At 70.8% G+C, this 18,817-nt stretch carries 16 protein-coding genes; 13 read left to right on the top strand and 3 right to left on the bottom strand.

Annotated elements, in window-relative coordinates:
- Window positions 1-5 precede the first annotated feature (5 nt).
- From J8N05_RS20295 to J8N05_RS20250, 10 genes are all read left to right on the top strand, one after another.
- Window positions 6-1,502, top strand: coding sequence for an FAD-dependent monooxygenase (locus tag J8N05_RS20295; protein ID WP_210884749.1), 1,497 nt, complete (start codon window positions 6-8; stop codon window positions 1,500-1,502).
- Complete coding sequence (locus J8N05_RS20290; RefSeq protein ID WP_210884747.1) at window positions 1,499-1,951, top strand: nuclear transport factor 2 family protein; 453 nt, start codon at window positions 1,499-1,501, stop codon at window positions 1,949-1,951. The genes J8N05_RS20295 and J8N05_RS20290 overlap by 4 nt, the downstream gene beginning before the upstream one ends.
- A gap of 157 nt (window positions 1,952-2,108) precedes the next feature.
- Window positions 2,109-3,131 carry a methyltransferase gene (locus J8N05_RS20285; protein WP_210884745.1) on the top strand — a complete coding sequence of 341 codons (1,023 nt, stop codon included), beginning with the start codon at window positions 2,109-2,111 and terminating at the stop codon, window positions 3,129-3,131.
- A 57-nt stretch (window positions 3,132-3,188) separates the two neighbouring features.
- Window positions 3,189-4,103 carry an LLM class flavin-dependent oxidoreductase gene (locus J8N05_RS20280; RefSeq protein WP_210884743.1) on the top strand — a complete coding sequence of 305 codons (915 nt, stop codon included), beginning with the start codon at window positions 3,189-3,191 and terminating at the stop codon, window positions 4,101-4,103.
- Between the two features lie 50 nt (window positions 4,104-4,153).
- A complete protein-coding gene (locus J8N05_RS20275) occupies window positions 4,154-5,758 on the top strand; it encodes an ABC transporter substrate-binding protein (protein ID WP_210884741.1) in 1,605 nt (534 codons plus the stop codon).
- Between the two features lie 12 nt (window positions 5,759-5,770).
- Complete coding sequence (locus tag J8N05_RS20270; protein ID WP_210884736.1) at window positions 5,771-6,730, top strand: ABC transporter permease; 960 nt, start codon at window positions 5,771-5,773, stop codon at window positions 6,728-6,730.
- An 89-nt stretch (window positions 6,731-6,819) separates the two neighbouring features.
- Entirely contained in the window at window positions 6,820-7,599 is a 780-nt protein-coding gene (locus J8N05_RS20265; protein WP_247706356.1) for an ABC transporter permease, read from the top strand.
- 176 nt (window positions 7,600-7,775) lie between these two features.
- Window positions 7,776-9,485 carry a dipeptide ABC transporter ATP-binding protein gene (locus J8N05_RS20260; protein WP_247706355.1) on the top strand — a complete coding sequence of 570 codons (1,710 nt, stop codon included), beginning with the start codon at window positions 7,776-7,778 and terminating at the stop codon, window positions 9,483-9,485.
- Window positions 9,476-10,525: an LLM class flavin-dependent oxidoreductase gene (locus tag J8N05_RS20255; protein ID WP_210884733.1), complete on the top strand. Its 1,050-nt coding sequence runs from the start codon at window positions 9,476-9,478 to the stop codon at window positions 10,523-10,525. The genes J8N05_RS20260 and J8N05_RS20255 overlap by 10 nt, the downstream gene beginning before the upstream one ends.
- Complete coding sequence (locus J8N05_RS20250) at window positions 10,518-11,348, top strand: sulfurtransferase (protein ID WP_210884731.1); 831 nt, start codon at window positions 10,518-10,520, stop codon at window positions 11,346-11,348. Before J8N05_RS20255 ends, J8N05_RS20250 begins: the two co-directional genes overlap by 8 nt.
- Before the next feature lie 48 nt (window positions 11,349-11,396).
- Here the strand turns inward: J8N05_RS20250 and J8N05_RS20245 are convergent, their stop codons facing one another.
- On the bottom strand, window positions 11,397-13,067 hold the full coding sequence (locus J8N05_RS20245) for an LLM class flavin-dependent oxidoreductase (protein WP_210884729.1): 1,671 nt from the start codon (window positions 13,065-13,067) through the stop codon (window positions 11,397-11,399).
- Between the two features lie 207 nt (window positions 13,068-13,274).
- Entirely contained in the window at window positions 13,275-14,729 is a 1,455-nt protein-coding gene (locus tag J8N05_RS20240) for an MFS transporter (RefSeq protein WP_210884727.1), read from the bottom strand.
- 135 nt (window positions 14,730-14,864) lie between these two features.
- Between J8N05_RS20240 and J8N05_RS20235 the strand changes: the two genes are divergently transcribed.
- The 3 genes from J8N05_RS20235 to J8N05_RS20225 all read left to right on the top strand — a co-directional run bounded on the left by J8N05_RS20235 (window position 14,865) and on the right by J8N05_RS20225 (window position 17,925).
- A complete protein-coding gene (locus J8N05_RS20235) occupies window positions 14,865-15,356 on the top strand; it encodes a MarR family winged helix-turn-helix transcriptional regulator (protein ID WP_210884725.1) in 492 nt (163 codons plus the stop codon).
- Between the two features lie 175 nt (window positions 15,357-15,531).
- Entirely contained in the window at window positions 15,532-16,287 is a 756-nt protein-coding gene (locus tag J8N05_RS20230) for a response regulator transcription factor (protein ID WP_210884723.1), read from the top strand.
- A gap of 201 nt (window positions 16,288-16,488) precedes the next feature.
- Window positions 16,489-17,925 (top strand): FAD-dependent oxidoreductase, encoded by a 1,437-nt coding sequence (locus J8N05_RS20225; protein ID WP_210884722.1) that lies wholly within the window; start codon window positions 16,489-16,491, stop codon window positions 17,923-17,925.
- A gap of 66 nt (window positions 17,926-17,991) precedes the next feature.
- Here J8N05_RS20225 and J8N05_RS20220 read toward each other — a convergent pair whose 3' ends face one another.
- The gene (locus J8N05_RS20220) at window positions 17,992-18,795 is read right to left on the bottom strand and encodes an SDR family NAD(P)-dependent oxidoreductase (RefSeq protein ID WP_210884721.1); all 804 of its coding nucleotides are present in this window, start codon (window positions 18,793-18,795) and stop codon (window positions 17,992-17,994) included.
- Window positions 18,796-18,817 lie beyond the last annotated feature (22 nt).

Genomic DNA, 18,817 nt, shown 5'->3' with positions numbered 1-18,817 from the left:
CCGGCATGGCCGACACCGACACCGACGTCATCGTCGTCGGCGCGGGACCGACCGGGCTGACGCTCGCCGCTGAACTGCGCCTGGGGGGCGCGCGGGTGACGGTCGTGGAGCGGCTCGCCGAGCCCACCGGACAGTCCCGGGGGCTTGGCTTCACCGCCCGTGCGATGGAGGCCTTCGACCAGCGGGGGCTGCTGCCGCGCTTCGGCATGCCGGAGATCAGCCCGGTCGGCCACTTCGGCGGGGTGCGGTTCGACTACACCGTCCTGCCGGGCGCCCACTTCGGGGCCCGGGGAATACCGCAGTCGCGCACCGAGGCGGTACTGGAGGAGTGGGCGACCGAACTCGGCGCGGTCGTCCACCGGGGATGGGAGTTCACCGGCCTGGAGGCCGGTGATGCGGCGGTGGAGATCACCGTACGCACCCCCGAAGGGCCTGGGCGACTGCGCGCCTCCTACCTCGTGGGCGCCGACGGAGGTCACAGCCCCGTGCGTGAGGCCGCCGGCATCGCCTTTCCCGGCACACCGGCCGCCCGTGTCATGTACCTCGCGGACGTGGTGGGGCGCGGGCTGCGGCCCCGGCCGCTCGGGGAGCGCCTGGAACACGGCATGGTGATGGCGGCGCCGCTGACCGACGGGGTCGACCGCATCATCGTCTGCCCGGACGGCGCACCGCCCCGCGAGGACGCGGCGCCCGTCACGTTCGCCGAGGTCGCGGACGCCTGGCGGCGACTCACCGGCGAGGACATCGCCGACGCCGGCACCGAGTGGGTCAGCTCCTTCACGGACGCCACCCGGCAGGCGGCCACCTACCGCGCGGGCCGGGTCCTGCTCGCCGGGGACGCCGCCCACATCCACCTCCCGGCCGGCGGCCAGGGCATGAGCACCGGCATCCTGGACGCCGTCAACCTGGGTTGGAAGCTCGCCGCCGAGGTCACCGGCCGCGCCCACCCGGACCTCCTCGACACCTACCACGCCGAACGCTACGCGGTCGGCGCTCGCCTGCTGCTGAACACCCGCGCCCAGGGAACGGTCTTCCTCGGCGGCCGGGAGTCCGACCCGCTGCGCGCCCTGTTCGCCGAACTCATCGCGTACGACGACGTCAAACGCCATCTCGCTGGCGCGGTGAGCGGTGTCGACGTCCGGTACGACCTCGGCACAGGGCATCCGCTGACCGGCGGGCGGGTCGCACCGCGGGCCCTGGTCGGGCCCGCCGGGGAGACCAGCACCGCCCAACTCCTGCACCCCGCGCGCGGCGTCCTGCTCGACCTCGCCGACGATCCGGAGGTCCGCACGGCCGCCGCCCCCTGGCATGACCGGGTGACCGTCACGACCGCCAAGCCGGCCGACGCCCCGCACGACGAACTGGCAGACGTGAAAGCCCTGTTGATCCGCCCCGACGGGCACGCCGCGTGGGTGTCCGCCGCACCCGGCGGCGAAGGGCTCACTGACGCCCTGCACCGCTGGTTCGGACCCGTCACCGACCGAGAGGCAGTACCGGCATGATTGAGAAGACCCTCGCCGACCTGAGGGACAGGGCCGAGCTCACCGCCCTCGCCGACCGGTACGTCACCCACCTCGACCGCGACCGGCACCGCGACGACTGGTTCGGCGCGGTCTTCACCGACGACGTCCACCTCACCTTCCCCATGGGCGAGTACAAGGGGATCGCTGGGCTGATCGAGTTCCAGGAGATGGCCCGTACGACCTTCGAGCGCACCCACCACACCGCGTCCAACTATTCCATCGACGCCGACGGCGACCGGGCCACGATCCGTGCGCACCTGACCGCCGTACATGTCCGCACGGCCGCCGAGCCCGGCGTCCACTTCACCATCGGCGGGCACTACGAGGCCGGTGCGGTGCGGACCGCGGACGGCTGGCGCATCGACCGGTTCGTCTTCGACCTGGTGTGGCACGAAGGGCAGGGTCCGCAGGGAGCACCGGGGCACTGACCTCGCGACTTTGCACAGATCTGACGTACCGCGCAAAGACCTGACATCAGCGCGGCTTGTACCACCCGACCGGCCTCGACACACTTCAGATGGGCCTGTCGGTGTGTCCCGGTCGGACCCCACCAGCCGACCCCGCCGTCAAGGAGGAAGCTTCGCCATGCCCCCAGGTTCCAGTGAACTGCCGCTGCACGTACAGGTGTTGCAGCTCGCCACCGCAGGATGGCTCGCCCAGGCGGTCAGCGCGACCGCCGAACTCGAAGTCGCCGACGCGCTCGCCGAAGGCCCCCGGCCGCTCGCCGAACTCGCCGCCGCGACCGACACGCACGCGCCCAGCCTCCACCGGCTGCTGCGGGCCGGCGCCGATATCGGCCTGTTCACCGAACACGACGGCCAGGTCTTCGAACTGACCGCGCTGGGCGACGCGTTGCGCGCCGACAGCCCGGTCAGCCTGCGCAACTTCGCGATCTGGACCGGGCTGCCCGCCGAACGGCACGCCTGGGCCGGCCTCGCCGACGCCGTACGCACCGGGCACACCGCCTTCCCCGAGGTGCTGGGCACGTCTGTCTGGGACTACCTGCACGACCACCCCGACGTGCTCGGCGTCTTCGACCGGGCCATGACCGAGGCGTCCCGGCAGATCATCTCGCCGGTCGTCGCCGCCTACGACTTCGCGCGTTTCTCGACGATCATCGACGCGGGCGGAGGGCGGGGCGCGCTGCTGGCCGCCGTCCTCGCGTCCGCACCGGGGGCGCGCGGGATCCTGTACGACCGGCCCGAGGTCATCGCCTCGGCGGGGCAGCCGCTGCGGGACGCCGGGGTGGCCGACCGGGCGCAGCTGGTCGCCGGGGACTTCTTCGAGTCCGTACCGGGCGACGGGGACGCCGTGATCCTTTCCAACATCATCCACGACTGGGACGACGAGCAGTCCCGGCGCATCCTGACCAACGCGCGTGCCGCGCTGGCCGACGGGGGACACGTGCTGCTGGTCGAGGCCGTGGTGCCGGACCGGCCTCGGCCGTCACCGACGGTTTCCCTGATGGACCTCGACATGCTGGTCGTCGCAGGGGGACAGCAGCGTACCGCCGGTGAGTTCGAGGTGCTGCTGGCGGACTCGGGGCTCAAGCTGACGCGGGTCGTGCCGGGTGGGCATTGCAGCGTGATCGAGGCGGTACGGATCTGACATGGGGGATGCACCTCTCGAAACGCCCACTGAAATCCGTACCGAGGAAAGAATCAGATGACAGAACCGTTGGCACGCAAACTGTGGTTCGGGATCGGGCCGGGGGTCGCCGTCGACGACGCGCCGGATGTCGTGCGCCGGGTCGAGTACGCCGATCGGGCCGGGCTCGACTTCTTCGCGCTGTCCGACCATCCGTACTACGGCGATCGGCTGGAGGCGTACAGCACGCTCGGCCTGCTCCTCGGCCGGACCCGGAGCATCACCGGCGTCACGACCGTCACCAACCTGCCGACCCGCCCGGTACCGCTGCTGGCCCGCACCCTGTCGACGCTGTCCGTGCTCTCCGGGGGCCGGGTCGTCCTCGGTATCGGCGCGGGCGGCTACTGGGACGACATCGCCCGCTTCGGTGTCACCCGCCTCGGCCCGGCCGCCGCGGTCCGCGCTCTGGAGGAAGCCATCAGTCTGGTGCGGGCACTGTCCGGCGGCCCGGCCCCGGTCACCCTGACCGGCGAGTTCACCCAGGTCGTCGGGCTCGACCCGGCACCGGTGCCCGCACCGCAGGTCTGGACGGGCTCCGTCGGGCCCAAGTCCCTCGCGGTGACCGGGCGTTCGGCGGATGGCTGGATCCCCGGCCACGCGGCGGACTGGCACAGCGAGCAGTACCGCAGGTCACGGCCGCTGATCGAGGAAGCCGCGCACTCGGTGGGCCGTGACCCTGCCGACATCGCGACCGTCTTCAACCTGCCGGCCCGCATCACCGATGCCCCCGTCAACGTCCCGCGCGACGCGTCCGGGCGGTGGCAGGGCGGTTCCGTCGGCCAGTGGATCACCGAGCTGACCGAGGCCGTCCTCGAACACGGCGCGTCCGGATTCGTGTACTTCGCGTCCGGTGACCCCTTGGGGCAGGTCGGCCTCCGGCGATGGGCCGAGGAGATCGTGCCTGCCGTACGGGAAGCGGTGGCCAAGAACTGAAGAACGAGCACACGCCCGCTGTCCCGAGTTCCTTCGAGAAAGGTCCTGAGATGCCCACCAGAACTACCCGCTCGCGCCGTCGGCCTCGTCTCGCGGGCGCGCTGCTCGCGGTCGTCCTGCCCGTCGCCGCGTGTTCGGGCGGTGGCGGCGACTCGGGCGGTACGAGTGACGGGGCGCCGCGTGACGGAGGGACGCTGCTGGTCGGGGCCGAGGCGGATCCGGGGTGCCTGGATCCGCAGCAGACGGGGCAGATCAGCGCGATCGACGTCACTCGATCCGTGGTCGACTCGCTCACCGCGCAGGACCCGAAGTCCGGCAAGATCGTGCCCTGGCTGGCGAAGTCGTTCACGACCAGTGCGGACGGCAGCGCGTTCACGTTCGTGCTGCGCGACGGCGTCACCTTCAGCGACGGCAAGCCCGTCGACGCGGCGGCGGTGAAGACCACGTTCGACAACCTGGTGAAGCTGCCCGCGAATGGGGCCCCCAGCTATCTGATCGGCTACCGGGGCACGACCGTCACCGACTCGCACACCCTCACCGTCACTTTCAAGACGGCCAACGCCCAGTTCCTCCAGGCGACGTCCACCGTCGGCCTGGGGATCCTGTCGCCCGCGTCGTTCACGGCTTCGGCCGCCGACCGATGCCGGGGCGAGTTCATCGGCTCGGGCCCGTACGTCCTGGACCACTACCACACCAACCGGGAAGCTGTACTGAACAAGCGGGCGGACTACGCCTGGCCGTCGTCCCTCGCCGCGCACAAGGGCGCCGCCCACCTCGCCGAGGTGAAGTTCACGTTCATCCCGGAGGCCGGAGCCCGCACCGGCGCCCTCTCCTCCGGACAGGTCGGCATAGCCAAGGCCCTCCAGCCGACGGATGAGGCCCAGTTCACGGGCAACGGCTTCCGCGTTCTGTCGGCGCCGGGACCCGGGCTCGTACCGCCGCTCTCCCTCAACCACCAGGGGATTCTCGCCGACCAGAAGGTCCGTGAGGCGCTCCTCAAGGGCATCGACCGGCAGGGGCTCGTCGACTCCGTGTTTAGCGACTCGTACAAGACCGCCACGAGTGTGCTGTCCTCGGCGACGCCGTACTACGAGGACTTCTCCGACAGACTCCGACACGACCCGCAGGGCGCCAAGTCCCTGCTGGACAGCGCGGGGTGGAAGGAGGGTAAGAACGGCATCCGGGAGAAGGACGGCAAGCCGCTCACCCTCACCTGGCTGATCCCCGCGCCGATGCCGCCCGCGAACGAGGCCGTGCAGCAGCAGCTCCGCAAGATCGGCGTCGACCTGAAGCTGAAGGCAGTCACCCCCGCCGTCTACGTCGAACAGCAGCAGAAGGGCAACTTCGACCTGACCGCGGTCGGTGTCACCCGCGCCGACCCGGACGTCCTGCGCAACATCTTCTACACCAAGAGCGCCAACCTCTGGCACCTGCCGCCGAGCCGACTCGACACCTATCTGGAGCAGGAGGCCGCGGCGACCGACGCGAAGACCCGCCAGACCGCCGTGTCCAACGCGGTCCGCTGGATCCTCGACCACGCGGACACCGTCCCCCTGTACGAGGGTGCCCAGGTCCACGGCGTCTCCGACAAGGTCAGGGGCTTCACGCTCGACGCCTCCAACCGGTTCGACCTGCACGACACCTGGCTGGGCTGAGGGAGATCGACTGTGCACACGGCCCTGCACGCGGCCACCCGGACACTGCGAGCGGTGTTCGTCGTCTGGGCCGCGTTCACCCTCACCTTTGTCGCGCTGCGGCTACTGCCCGGCGACCCGGTCGCGCTCATGCTCAGCGGGCGCGGTGGCTTCGCCGAACTCACACCGCAGCAGGTCGCCCAGGCGCGCACGGACCTCGGCTTCGACCGGCCGCTGATCGTCCAGTACGGTTCCGCGCTCGCCGGCGCGCTCCACGGCGACCTCGGCGCGTCCCTCCAGACCGGGCAGCCGGTCTCCCGCATGATCGCCGACGCGATTCCACCCACCCTCCAGGTCGGCACCCTCGCGCTGCTGCTGGCCCTGGCCCTGGGCACGCTGCTCGGGGTCGCCGCGAACCTCACCGCGATCCCTCTCCTGCGCCAACTCCTCCGCTCGCTGCCGTCGTTCGCCGTCTCCCTGCCCTCCTTCTGGGTGGGACTCGTCCTGATCCAGTTCCTCTCCTTCCGCTGGCACCTCTTCCCCTCCCTCGGCGACAGCGGCTTCGACAGCGTGATCCTGCCCGCCTGCACCATGGCGATCCCAGGAGCCGCACTCGTCGCCCAGGTCCTCGGCAAGTCCCTCCACACGACCCTCCAGGAGCCGTACGCCGACACCGTCCGCGCCACCGGTGCGGGCCGGGCCCGGCTCCTCTTCCGCCACGGACTGCGCAACGCGGCCATCCCGGCCGCGACCGTCGCCGGGATGCTGGTCGGCTCATTGATCGGCGGCGCGGTCGTCGTCGAGACGGTCTTCTCACGCCCCGGCATGGGCCGCATCACCCAGTCCGCCGTCTCCGCGCAGGATCTGCCGGTGGTCCAGGGCGTGGTGGTGGTCGCCGCGCTGGCCTTCGCGGTGGTCAACCTGCTGATCGACCTGATGTATCCGTTGCTCGACCCCCGCATCCGCGCCACCGGACGGCTGGTGACCGCATGACGACGCTGACTCAAAGGCCCGTCGAGCCGGTCCAGGAGCCCGCACGGCGTCGCCGTGTGTTCCCGGCCCCACTCCGTTCACCCGGGGCCATGCTCTCCGTCCTCGTTCTCGTGCTGGTCCTGGGCTGGGCCCTCGTGCCGGAGTGGTTCACCTCCCGTAGTCCCCTCACCGGCGTACCGGCGGACCGCTTCCAATCGCCGAGCACCCAACACCCCTTCGGCACAGATCAGTTGGGCCGTGACATCTACGCCCGAGTGGTCCACGGGGCAGCCCTGTCGCTCAGCGCCACCGCCCTGGCCATTCTCATCGCGCTGGGCGGCGGAGTGATTCTCGGGCTCGTCGCCGGGTTCTTCGGCCGCTGGACGGACGCGGTCATCATGCGGGCCGCCGAGGTCACGATGTCGGTCCCGCCGCTCCTGTTCTCCCTCACCCTCGTCACCGCGCTCGGCGTGGGCACCGGCCGGATCGCCGTCGCCATCGGCGCGACCAGCGTTGCCGCGTTCACCCGAGTCATGCGGGCGGAAGTGCTGCGCGTACGTGCCGCACCGTACGTCGAGGCCGCGATCCTCTGCGGCACGCGGTGGTGGCGCCTCCTTCCTCGCTACATCCTGCCGTCCGCCATCGGCCCCGTCCTGGCCCTGGCCGCACTCGACTTCGGCCTGGTCGTCCTCGCCGTCTCCAGCCTGGGCTTCCTCGGCTACGGCGAACCCCCACCGGCCCCGGAATGGGGCTCCCTCGTCGCCGACGGCCGCAACTACCTCGCGACGGCCTGGTGGCTGACCACTCTGCCCAGTCTCACCGTCACGGTCGTCGTCCTCGCGGCGAACCGGCTGTCACGGGTCCTCGAAGCGGAAGGGGGGCATCGGTGAATCCGGTGGAACCGCTGCCCGATCACGAGGCGGCGCGCATTCGGGGGCGCGCCGGTTTCGGCAGTGACCCGGCGCCGGACCATGGCCTCTGCGCTCACGGTTCGGCAGGGGACCGGGGTTCCCGTGCGGCGGCCGGGTACGGCGATGGCGCGGCCGGGAGCTTGGGTGCTCGCGCCGTGGTTCCCTCTGTGGAGCCGGCCGGTGATCCGTTGCTGGCCGTGCGAGGGCTGCGGATCGGGTACCGCGCCGCGGGTGGTCAGCACCTCGCTGTGGACGGGGTGGATCTGAGAGTGGCGGCCGGGGAGATCACCGCCGTGGTGGGGGAGTCCGGGTCGGGCAAGAGCAGCACCGCTCACGCGCTGGTCGGACTGTTGCCGGCCGGCGGTGTGGTGCTGGGCGGTTCTGTTCGCCTCCAGGGCGAGGAGCTGACCGGGCTCGGGGAGCGGGCGTGGCGGGAGGTGCGGGGGCGGCGTATCGGGCTGATCCCGCAGGATCCGGGTGTCAGCCTCGACCCGGTCAGGCCGGTCGGCGCGCAGGTCGCCGAGGTGCTCCGGGTGCACCGCCTGGCCACCCGCAGGCAAGCCCCTTCCCAAGCCGTCGACCTCCTGGCCGAGGCGGGACTGCCCGACCCGGCACAATGTGCCCGCCAGTACCCCCACGAACTGTCCGGTGGCATGCGCCAGCGCGTGCTCATCGCCGTGGCCACCGCCGCTCGCCCCCGCCTCCTCATCGCCGACGAACCCACCTCGGCCCTCGACGTCACGGTCCAGCGCCAACTCCTCGACCACCTCCAGGAAGTCGTCACCACCACTGGCACCGCCGTGCTCCTGGTCACCCACGACCTCGCGGTGGTCGCAGACCGGGCGCAGCACGTCGTGGTGATGTCACAGGGGAGGGTGGTGGAGGCCGGGCCTGCCGGGCGGGTCCTGGGGGATCCGCACCATCCGTACACGCGCGGCCTGTTGGCGGACGCACCGACCCTCACGGCCCGGCGTCTTCGCCAACGCTCCGCCTCCCGCACGGCACAGGACTCGTCCACCTCCGCCGCTCGGCCCGCCCCGGGGGACCTCGGTTCACCAGCACCCTTGTTGAGCGTCACGGGCCTCACCCGGGCCTTCCCCGTCAGGGGACCCGTCCTGTCACGGCGTCGTACACGCACCGCCGTCGACGGGGTCGGGTTCGAGTTGGGCAGGGGGGAGACCCTCGGGCTGGTGGGGGAGTCCGGGTCGGGGAAGTCCACGACCGCGCGGATGATTCTCGGGCTGGAGCGGGTCGACAGCGGGACGGTGCTGCTGGACGGGGTCGATGTCACCACCGTGCGGGGAGCCACGCGGCGGGCTCTCCATCGCCGTATCCAGCTTGTCTACCAGAATCCCTACGCCTCGCTGAACCCTCGGTTCACCGTCGAGGAGCTGCTGACCGAGCCGTTGCGCAATCACGGGATCGGTGGCAGGGCGGAGTGGGGCGGCGAGGTGCGGCGGCTGCTCGATGATGTGGCACTGCCGGCCGGCGTGGAGCGGCGTAAGGCGACCGAGCTCTCCGGGGGACAGCGTCAACGGGTCGCCATCGCACGGGCGTTGGCGCTCAGACCGGAAGTGCTGGTGTGCGATGAGCCGGTGTCGGCGCTCGATGTCACCGTTCAGGCCCGGATTCTGGAGCTGCTCGTCGGGCTTCAGGAGCAGCGTGGGCTGAGCTATCTGTTCGTCTCCCACGATCTGGCTGTCGTGGCGCAGGTCAGTGACCGGATCGCGGTCATGCGTGGTGGCCGGATCGTGGAGAGCGGGCCTGCCGAGGAACTGCTCAGGGCGCCGCGGCACCCCTATACCCAGTTGCTGTTGGCTGCCGTGCCGGGCCGCAGCTCGACGGAGGACATTCCATGCAGCTAGGGCTCATCACGTTCGGCAGTCTTCTGCCCGACCCGATCACCGGCAAGATCCTCACCCAGCGCCAGCGGCTGCGGGACGTGGTGCGGGCGGCGGCGGAGGCGGAGGAGGCAGGGTTCGTCTGGTACACCGTCGGCGAGCACCACTTCGGGGAGCGGGACGTCATCTCCTCGCCGGCGCTGGTGCTGGCCGCGATCGCGGAGCACACGTCGACGATCAGGCTGGCGACGGGTACCACACTCGTCGCCAATCGCGACCCCGTACTCGTCGCCGAGGACTACGCGCTCCTCGACCTGCTGTCCGGTGGCCGGCTCGAACTCATCGCGGGCGGCTCCTTCTTCCCCGAGCCGTACGCGGTGTTCGGCCAGTCCCCTGACTCGAAGGCGGCCCGCAAGCGGGAGAACACGGAGCTGCTGCTCCGGCTCTGGACCGAGGAGCAGGTCACATGGCAGGGCGAGTTCAGGCCGCCGCTGACCGAAGTCACTGTACAGCCACGGCCGTTGCAACCGAGGCCGCCGGTGTGGATCAGCGGCGGTGTCGGGTCGGAGTCCGTGCAGCTCGCGGTGGAACACGGGCTGCCGCTGGTGGTGGGGACCACCGCGCGTGAACCCGGCGTGTTCGTAACGGTCTTCGACGCGTACCGCACCCTGTGGCACGAGAGCGGACGCACCGACCCGCCCGGCAGGCTCGGTGCCGCCAGCCACGTCTTCGTCGCCGAGTCGTCCCAGCGGGCACGCTCCTTGTGGGCCTCCTACATGAACAACTACCTGACAGTGAAGAAGCCCGGCAGTACACACTTCACGACCCCGCCGGACTTCGATACGTACATCGGCGACAACGGGCCCGCGATCTGTGGCAGCCCCGCCGAGGTCGTCGACAAACTGGGCCGTCTGCACGAGCTGTGGGGTCATGACCTTCACCTCCTCGCCATCGACGTCGGCGGCATCCCGTACGCGCAGGTCCAGGCAGCCACCGAACTGACCGCCGCCGAGGTCCTTCCCCAGGTCGCTGGTCTCGGGACCGAGGTGGTGACCCGTGCCTGAGGTGCCGCCCGTGGTCGACGCCTCGTGGGTGCGAGCCCACCGCGACGTCCTGGTCCTCGCCGACGTCCGCTGGTTCCTGGACGGCCGCAGCGGTTACGACGCCTACCTCACCGGCCATCTGCCCGGCGCGGTCTGGGTCGACGTCGACACGGTCCTGTCCGCCCCGCCCGACGAGAGCGGCGGACGCCACCCCCTGCCCGACCCCGACGCTTTCGCACGGGCGTTGGGTGCGCTCGGCATCGGGGACGGTACGACCGTGGTGGCGTACGACGCCGACGGCGGGCCGTACGCTGCCCGGCTGGTGTGGCTGCTGCGCCGCACCGGACGGCCCGGCGCCCTGCTCGACGGCGGACTGACCGGCTGGCCGGGCAGGACCGAGACCGGCGCGGTCGTACTGCCCGAGGCACGGCTGACGCCGGTGAACTGGCCCGAGGAGGCGCTGTGGAGCGCTGATCAGGTCGCGGCGGGCGAAGCGATCGTCCTCGACGCCCGTGCCGCCGACCGGTACTCCGGTGCGAGTGTCTTCCCGAACGACGTCCGTTCCGGCCACATACCCGGTGCCCACAGCGCCCCCTGGAGCGCCAACCTCGGGCCGGACGGAACGTTCTTGACGCCGACCCGACTCCGCGCGCAGTACGCGGTGCTGGGGGTTGGAGCGGACACCGACGTCGTCGTCTACTGCGGCAGCGGAGTCACCGCCTGTCACGACCTCCTTGCTCTTGAACATGCCGGCATCACCGGCGCGGCCCTCTACCCAGGCTCCTGGTCCGCCTGGTCGGCGGATCTGTCCCGGCCGGTGGCGACGGGCGTGCAGCCCGGGTAGGGGCGAGCGGTCACCGGCGCCCGGGGAGGCCGGTGCCGGTCACGATGTTCACCAGCCCGTCCCGAACCGCGCCATAGGCTCGATCAACTCCTGTTCCTCGTATGCGAGATGAGACAGGAGCGTGTCTGTGAGCAGGTCCATCGTCGCCCGTAGTGCCTCGCGCTCCTTCTCGCCGCCCTTCTCGCGGACGAAGGCGACCAGTTCGCGGTCGATGTGCTCGATCAGCCGCCCGATGGCGTGGTGTTCCACGGTGAGCCGGTCCAGTACCTCGCCGAGCCGTGGGTCGGAGCGACGCAGGTAGGGGAAGAGGTCGTCGTCCTCCCGGCCGTGGTGCAGGGTGGTGATCCGGCAGTACGACGCGCAGTACGCGCCGAGCGTCCAGGCGTTCTGCCGCAGGCTCATCCGCTGGATCTGCGACCGTGCCTCCCCCGGGGCGAGGGTGTCGGCCAACACCTCGTGTAGCAGTGCGCCGAGCCGGTCGAGATCGGCGCGGAGCTGGTCGTGCGCGGCGACGAGATTCCGGGCCGGTTCCTGCTCACGATGTGGATAGTGCCGCTCCGGGTCGGCGGGCGGCCCGACGGGGCGCGTCGACTCGTCCCACAACCGCTCGGTGGACCGCCACGCCTTCGGGGGCGGGGTGGGCCGTACAGTCAGCGGATTCCCGGCGGGGACGGTCCGGCCAACTGCTGTGTCCGCGGCAGCCTCACGCTGCTTCGCGGGGGCCGCCGTGGCACCGTGCACCGCGCTGGTGACGGTGCCACGTCCCGCGGACGTCTGCGCGTTCACAGCGCCCTCATGGCTACGTGCCGCGCCCGAGGCATCCGTCGAACTCGTCCTGTTCGCCGCGCGCTTGCGTTCTGCCGCCACCAGCTCCCTCGTCGCCGGTGCCACGTCCGCCGCGAACGCCTGGAGCAGGGCCGGCTTTTGGGTGGGCAGCAGGAAACCGCTGGTGCCGTGCTCCAGGGCGAGCGCGGCGAGTTGCTCGGGCCAGGCGTCGAGCGGACCGTCCGGGAAACCGCCCGGCCCCGGTGAGAGGTTGTACAGTCGGCGGACCTCGGAAGGATCGCGGCCGGCGGCGACCGCCGCCTCGTCGACGATCCGGTGCCCCGCGGCGAGGTGGCCCGGCGGTACGTGCGGGACGCTGGGCAGCCAGCCGTCCGCCGTCGCGCCGGTCAGCCTCAGCATGCGGGGGCCGATGGCACCGACCCAGATGCCGATGGGGTGCGCGGGTACAGGGCCTGCGTCGGCGCCGTCGAGCCCGTAGTGCTCGCCGGGTACGTGGACCCGGCGGCCCTCGCCCCATAGCGCTCGGATGACGTCGATGGCCTCACGGGTCGCCCGCACCGCCTCGCCGGGGCTGCGGCGCGGTCCCCCGTCGGCGACGATGGCGTCCCAGTACGCCCCGGCACCCAACCCCAGTTCGACCCGGCCTCCGCTGAGCAGGTCCAGAGCGGCGGCGGTGCGGGCCAGTGCGGCGGGCGGGCGCAGCGGGAGGTTCGCGACGTTCGGGAAGACCCGTACGCGGGTGGTGGAGGCGGCGATCACCGCGAGCGCCATCCACGCATCGAGCAGTTCCGGCCGGTAAGGGTGGTCCGGCACGCTCACCAGATCCAGTCCCGCCCGGTCGGCGACCCGGGCCGGCGCCACCGCATCATCGGCGTGCTCCGCACTCGGCACCAGGACGGCACCGAAGAGGAGGTCGTGTCCGTAGTCAGGCATATGTGCGTGGGCTCCCGTTCATTGGCGCGACGTCGGATCGGGGCGCTGGGTGTCCCGGCTGGAGGGTGTGCAGGGGGCGGCAGCCGGCGCGAAGGGGGGAGGGTGTTCGGAAAGCGCGAGGGGGTGGGTTCTGGCCGCCATCGGTTCCACCGAGCCCCTCGCACCGCCGTGCGGCCACCCGCTCTGGGCCCCGGCGCACCAACCCTCTCAGGCCGCGGAGCGGGCTTGCTCCTTGCCCGGAGTCGCTGCCACCGGCTCCGGGTTCCTGCCCCAGAACTTGCCCGGCCCCGCCAGTGCGGCCAGCGTCGCGACGCCGAGGGCGATCGCCGACATCAGGAACGCGGTGGTGTAGCCGGACTCGGCGGGTACCCGGGTGCCGGGGATGGTCTTGGAGACGACGATCGACGCGGCGATCTGGGCACCGAGGGAGCCGCCGATTGTTCGCATGATCGTGTTGATGCCGGTCGCCTCGCCGGTCTGGCTGCGGTCGACCGCGCTGACGACGAGGTTCGCGAGGGCCGCGAAAGCGAAGCCGACGCCGATGCCGAGGACCGCGGAGCCGACGTACATGGCCCACTCGGTGTCGTGCGCGCCCGCGTAGATGACGAAACCGGCGACGCCGATGAGGCAGGCCAGGACGAGCGGCAGCTTCCAGCCGACGGCCGCGCCGATGCGTCCGGCGAGGGGGCTGGCGATCAGCATCGTCACGGCCATCGGCACCATGAACAGCCCGGCCTCGGTGACGGACGCGTCGAAGCCGTACCCGGCCTTGGACGGGGTCTGGGCGAGCAGGGGCACCAGCGTGAACGCGCCGTACATGCCGAACCCGATGACGAGCGCGGTGAGGTGACTGGTCAGCACGGCGGGTCGGCGCAGCAGTTCGAGGTCGATGAGGGGCTCGCGGACCTTGCTCTCGGCGTATACGAACACCGCGAGCAGCACGACGGCGGCAAGGAACAGGCCGACGACCCCGCCGGACGTCCAGCCCCACGACTTGCCCTCGCTGATGGCGAGCAGCAGCGCCACGACACCCGCGCTCAGCAGCACCGCTCCGGCCCAGTCGATGCGTCCGGGGTTGGTGACCGAGGACTCCTCGACGAACGCGGTGACGGCGGCGATGCCGAGCAGGATCACGGCCAGCCCGAGCCAGAAGATCCAGTGCCAGTCGAGTGCGTCCACGATCGGGCCGGGTATGACGAGCCCGACGCCGAAGCCGATGCCGAAGGTGGACGAGATCAGGCCGATCGCCACCGGCACCCGCTCGCGCGGGAAATGGTCGCGCACGATCCCGAACGCCAGCGGGAAGGCGGCCGACCCGACACCCTGCACCGCGCGCGCCGTGATCAGCAGGGCGAGTGAGTCGGACAGCGCGGCGAGCAGGGTTCCCGCGGCGAAAACGGTGAGGCTGGCTATCAGTACCCGGCGCTTGCCGAACATGTCGCCGACCCGCCCCAGTAGTGCCGTGGCCACCGACGCGGTGAGCAGGAAGGAACTGAGTACCCAGGAGACGGCCGTCGTCGAGGCGTCGAACTCGCGCTGCAGGTCGGGCAGCGCGGGCACGACCATCGTCTGCATCAGGGAGAAGGACAGGACGGCCAGGAGCAGGGCGGCGAACGGGGCGGCGGTGCCGCGCTGTGCGCCAGGGGCTGGTGTGTCGGTCATGGAGCGGACCTCCGGGGACGGGCGCCTCGGTCCGCTGTACCGGAGCACAGACTGGGCGCCGAACTAGTTTCTTACTGTAAGGATTACATGATGGCATTCTTACGTCCAGTCACCGCAGTCCCGTATCATGAACGCATGAGCGAAACCCCTGAAGCTGCCTCGGGTGTCACGACCCAGGACAGCGCGCCCCGCCCGCCGAGCCTGCTGGCGCTGCCGTCGTACCTCGCCGGGCATGTGGCGCGAATCGGCCACGACGCGCTCGTTGAGGCGGTGGGCCGGCACGGTCTGCGGCTTCCGCACTTCGCCACGCTGACCGCACTGTCGGACTTCGGCCCGCTGCCCCAGCATGTGCTGGCCGACCGGCTCGGCTTCCAGCGCAGCCACTTGGGCGGCTACCTGGACACGATCGAGGAGCGCGCGCTGGTGCGCCGCACCCGTGACCGGTCCGACCGGCGTCGGCAGCTGGTCGAACTGACCGATGAGGGATCCCGGTTGCAGCGTCGACTGTGGCAGGTGGCCCAGGAGTCCCAGGACTCCTTCCTCGGCTGCTTCACCCCCGAGGAACGGGACACGCTGACGACGCTGCTGCGCAGACTGCTGGACGCCGACGACCGGGCGCGAGCCTGAGAAACGGCAACCGAATTCAGTAAAGACGAATCCGTGCGCCAAGTGACTGAGAATCGTTTCATACTGTTGAAACAGGAAATTCACTGTTGCGGGTTGGAATATGTGGCCCCGGTTTCATAGAATCGTGCGTGAGTTTTGGTTCGTGCGACGAACATGACTTACGGGGGAAGCCGGTATGACGCAGACATCAGATTTCTTGTCAGGGCCTCTCATAGCCGATCAGCGCACCGAACTCCTGCCCGGCCCGGCTCCCGTCGTGGTTCCCGGCACCGCGGGCTGGCGCATCCTGCTCGTCGAGGGCGACGTCTCCGAGGCCTGCGCCCTGGGGGAGGGGCTGCGTCGGCACGGCCACGAGGTGGCCGCCGTGGACCGGGGCGGCGTCGCCCTGGTCGCCCACGAGAGCGTGGATCTCGTCCTGATGGAACTCGAACTGCCGGACCTGGACGGCCTGGAGGTGTGCAAGGCCATCCGTGCCGTCAGCTGTGTCCCGCTGATCGTCGTCACGGTGCGTGGCTCGGAGCTGGACAGAGTCCTCGGACTCCAGGCCGGCGCGGACGACTACCTGGTCAAGCCGTATGGCTTCCATGAGTTGATGGCCCGTATCGACGCGGTCATGAGGCGGGTGCGTATCCAGAGCAGACAGGGCCGGGCGATCGACCACGGCCCGCTGCACATCGATGTGAGCTCCCGCGAAGTCTGCGTGGACGGCCACGGCGTGGAGCTGACCCGCAAGGAGTTCGACCTCCTCTGCCTGCTGGCCTCCCACCCCGACACGGTCATCTCACGCAAGCGCCTGCTTCAGCAGGTGTGGGGCGACTCCTGGTCCCGGCGGACCGTCGACACCCACGTCAGCAGCCTCCGTAAAAAGCTCGGCAGCAGTGGCTGGGTCGTCACCGTACGCGGCGTGGGATTCCGGCTCGGACACGCCTGAATTTCCGATCGCCGTAATACGGAGAACTGCACGTGACCTTTTCTTGGCGTAATTTTTGTCGCTGCAGCGGAAAGGCTTGAGGTGGCCGCCAGGAAATCGCTCGCGTGGTGCCGGACCGGAAATCGGATGCTGGCACCATGACGTCTTCCGACCCCTTTCAAGGGGCGGGCCCCGATTCCTACCGATGGAAGCGAGTCGCGCATGTCTCACACGGATGAGTCTCCCGTCGTCGTCGCCGGCGCAGGCCCCACCGGGCTGCTGCTCGCCGGTGACCTCGCGGCGGCCGGCGTCGACGTCGTCGTGCTGGAGAAGCGCCCGGAGGGCATCAGTAATCTGACCCGCGCCTTCGGTGTGCACGCCCGGACCCTCGAACTCCTCGACGCCCGGGGCCTCGCCGACGAACTCGTCCGCACGGGCCGAACCATCCGCGAGCTGCGGCTGTTCGGAGCGGTGCCGTTCGACATCGGCGCGCTGCCGTCCCGGTTCCCCTTCCTGCTGGTCACTCCGCAGTATGAGGTGGAAAAGGTCCTGCTGCGCCGGGCCGTCGAGAACGGCGCGGTCATCCGGTACGGCACGGAGTTCGCCGGTCTGGAACAGGACGGCGGGGGTGTCACCGTGTCGGTGCGGACGGAGGCGGGTGACGCGACCGTACGGACCCGGTACCTCGTCGGCGCCGATGGAGCGCGCAGTGCGGTGCGGGGGGCGCTCGGTCTGCCCTTCCCCGGCAAGGTGGTGATCCGGTCGGTCGCGCTCGCCGATGTGAAGTTCACCGAGGAGCCGCCCCTCGTGGTGCGGGTGCACGGCACCGGCGGCGCGTTCGGTTTCATCGCCCCCTTCGGTGACGGCTACTGGCGCGTCGGCGGCTGGGACCGCGCGCACCGGGGCGAACCCGACGACTCCCCGGTCGAGTTCGAGGAGCTGCGCGCACTCATCGAGCGGGCCTTCGGCTCCGACTTCGGGATGCACGACCCCCGGTGGCTGTCCCGCTTCCACAGCGACGAACGCCAGGTGCCGGAGTACCGCGTCGGCCGCGTCCTGCTGGCCGGCGACGCCGCCCACCAGCACTCCCCGGCCGGCGGCCAGGGCATGAACACCGGTCTCCAGGACGCCGCCAACCTCGGCTGGAAGCTGGCGGCGGTACGGAACGGCCGGTCCGCCGACACCCTGCTGGACACGTACCACACCGAACGCCATCCCATCGGCAGGGCGGTTCTGCGTAGCAGCGGTCTCAACCTTCGCCTCGCCATGGCCCACAATCCGCTGGAGATCGCCCTGCGCACCGTACGCAAGCTGGTGGTCACCCACGTACGCCCGGTGACCCGGCAGGCCGTCGGCGAGATCACCGGCATCGGCTTCTCCTACCCCGCTCCGAAAGGCGCGCACCCCCTCACCGGCAAGCGCGCCCCCGACCTGGAACTGGACCGAGGACGTCTGTACGAGGTGCTGCGCGAGGGACGTTTCGTGTTGGCCCTGCCACCGGGTACTGAGATCGGCGGGTTTGCCCGCGACGGGCTGGTCGTCGCCCACCGCACCGGCGGCGACGAGGCGCTTCTGGTCCGCCCCGACGGCTACTACGCCTGGGCGGGAGCGCCGCAGGTCCCTGTCATCGAGGCGGGTCTCGCCCCCTGGACGGGCTGACGGGACCTGGCGGACCGCGTCAAAGCGGTCCGCCGTCACCGGCCGTAAGCAGACCATCCCGGGCCCTCAGCGGGGAGGCAGCGGCGAGAGCGTCGGCAGGTGGGCGAGGAAGCCGCCGTCCACGGAGAGCACCTGCCCGGTGATGAACGAGGCGGCCGGGGAGGCGAGGAACGCCACCAACTGGCTCACGTCCTGGGGAGTGCCGAGGCGTGGGATGAGGTTCGCGCTCTGAAACATCTCCTGTACCGGCACCGGCATGTCCGCCTCCAGCGCCGGCGTGCGGACCAGCCCCGGCGCGACCGCGTTGCAGCGGATGCCGTCCGCGCCGTACGCGGCGGCCACCGACCGGGTCAGCGCGATCAGTCCGCCCTTGGAGCTGCCGTAGGCGACCATCACCCGGTCGCCGGACAGGCCCTGGCCGCTGGCGATGTTGATGATCGACCCGCCACCGCGTTCGATCATCACCGGGACTGTGTGCTTGCACAGCAGCATCGGCCCCCGCAGATTGACCGCGAGCACCTGGTCCCACAGCTCCACCGACATCGACACGACGTCCCGGTCCTGCCGGATCGTGGCCGTCAGCGCCGCGTTGTTGTCCAGGACGTCGATGCCCCCGAAGGTGTCGACCGTGAAGTCCACCAGTCGCTCGACGCTCGCCTCGGAGGCGATGTCGACGCTGTGCCCGACTACCGAGAGTCCCTGCGCGGCCAGCTTCTCGGCGGCCTCGTTCGCCGTGTCGTCCACGATGTCCGCGAGGACTACATGCGCTCCCGCGACCGCCAGCGCCTCCACCGTCGCGACCCCGATCCCTCCCGCGCCGCCGGTTACCACAGCCACCTTGCCGACCAGGGACTGCGTTGCGTTCGTCATCGGTCAACGACCTCTCGTAGCC

The organism is Streptomyces liliiviolaceus, assembly GCF_018070025.1.
GTDB classification, from domain to species: domain Bacteria; phylum Actinomycetota; class Actinomycetes; order Streptomycetales; family Streptomycetaceae; genus Streptomyces; species Streptomyces liliiviolaceus.
Note: the sequence above shows the minus strand (reverse complement) of the source record. Positions and strands in the feature narration are given on the sequence as shown.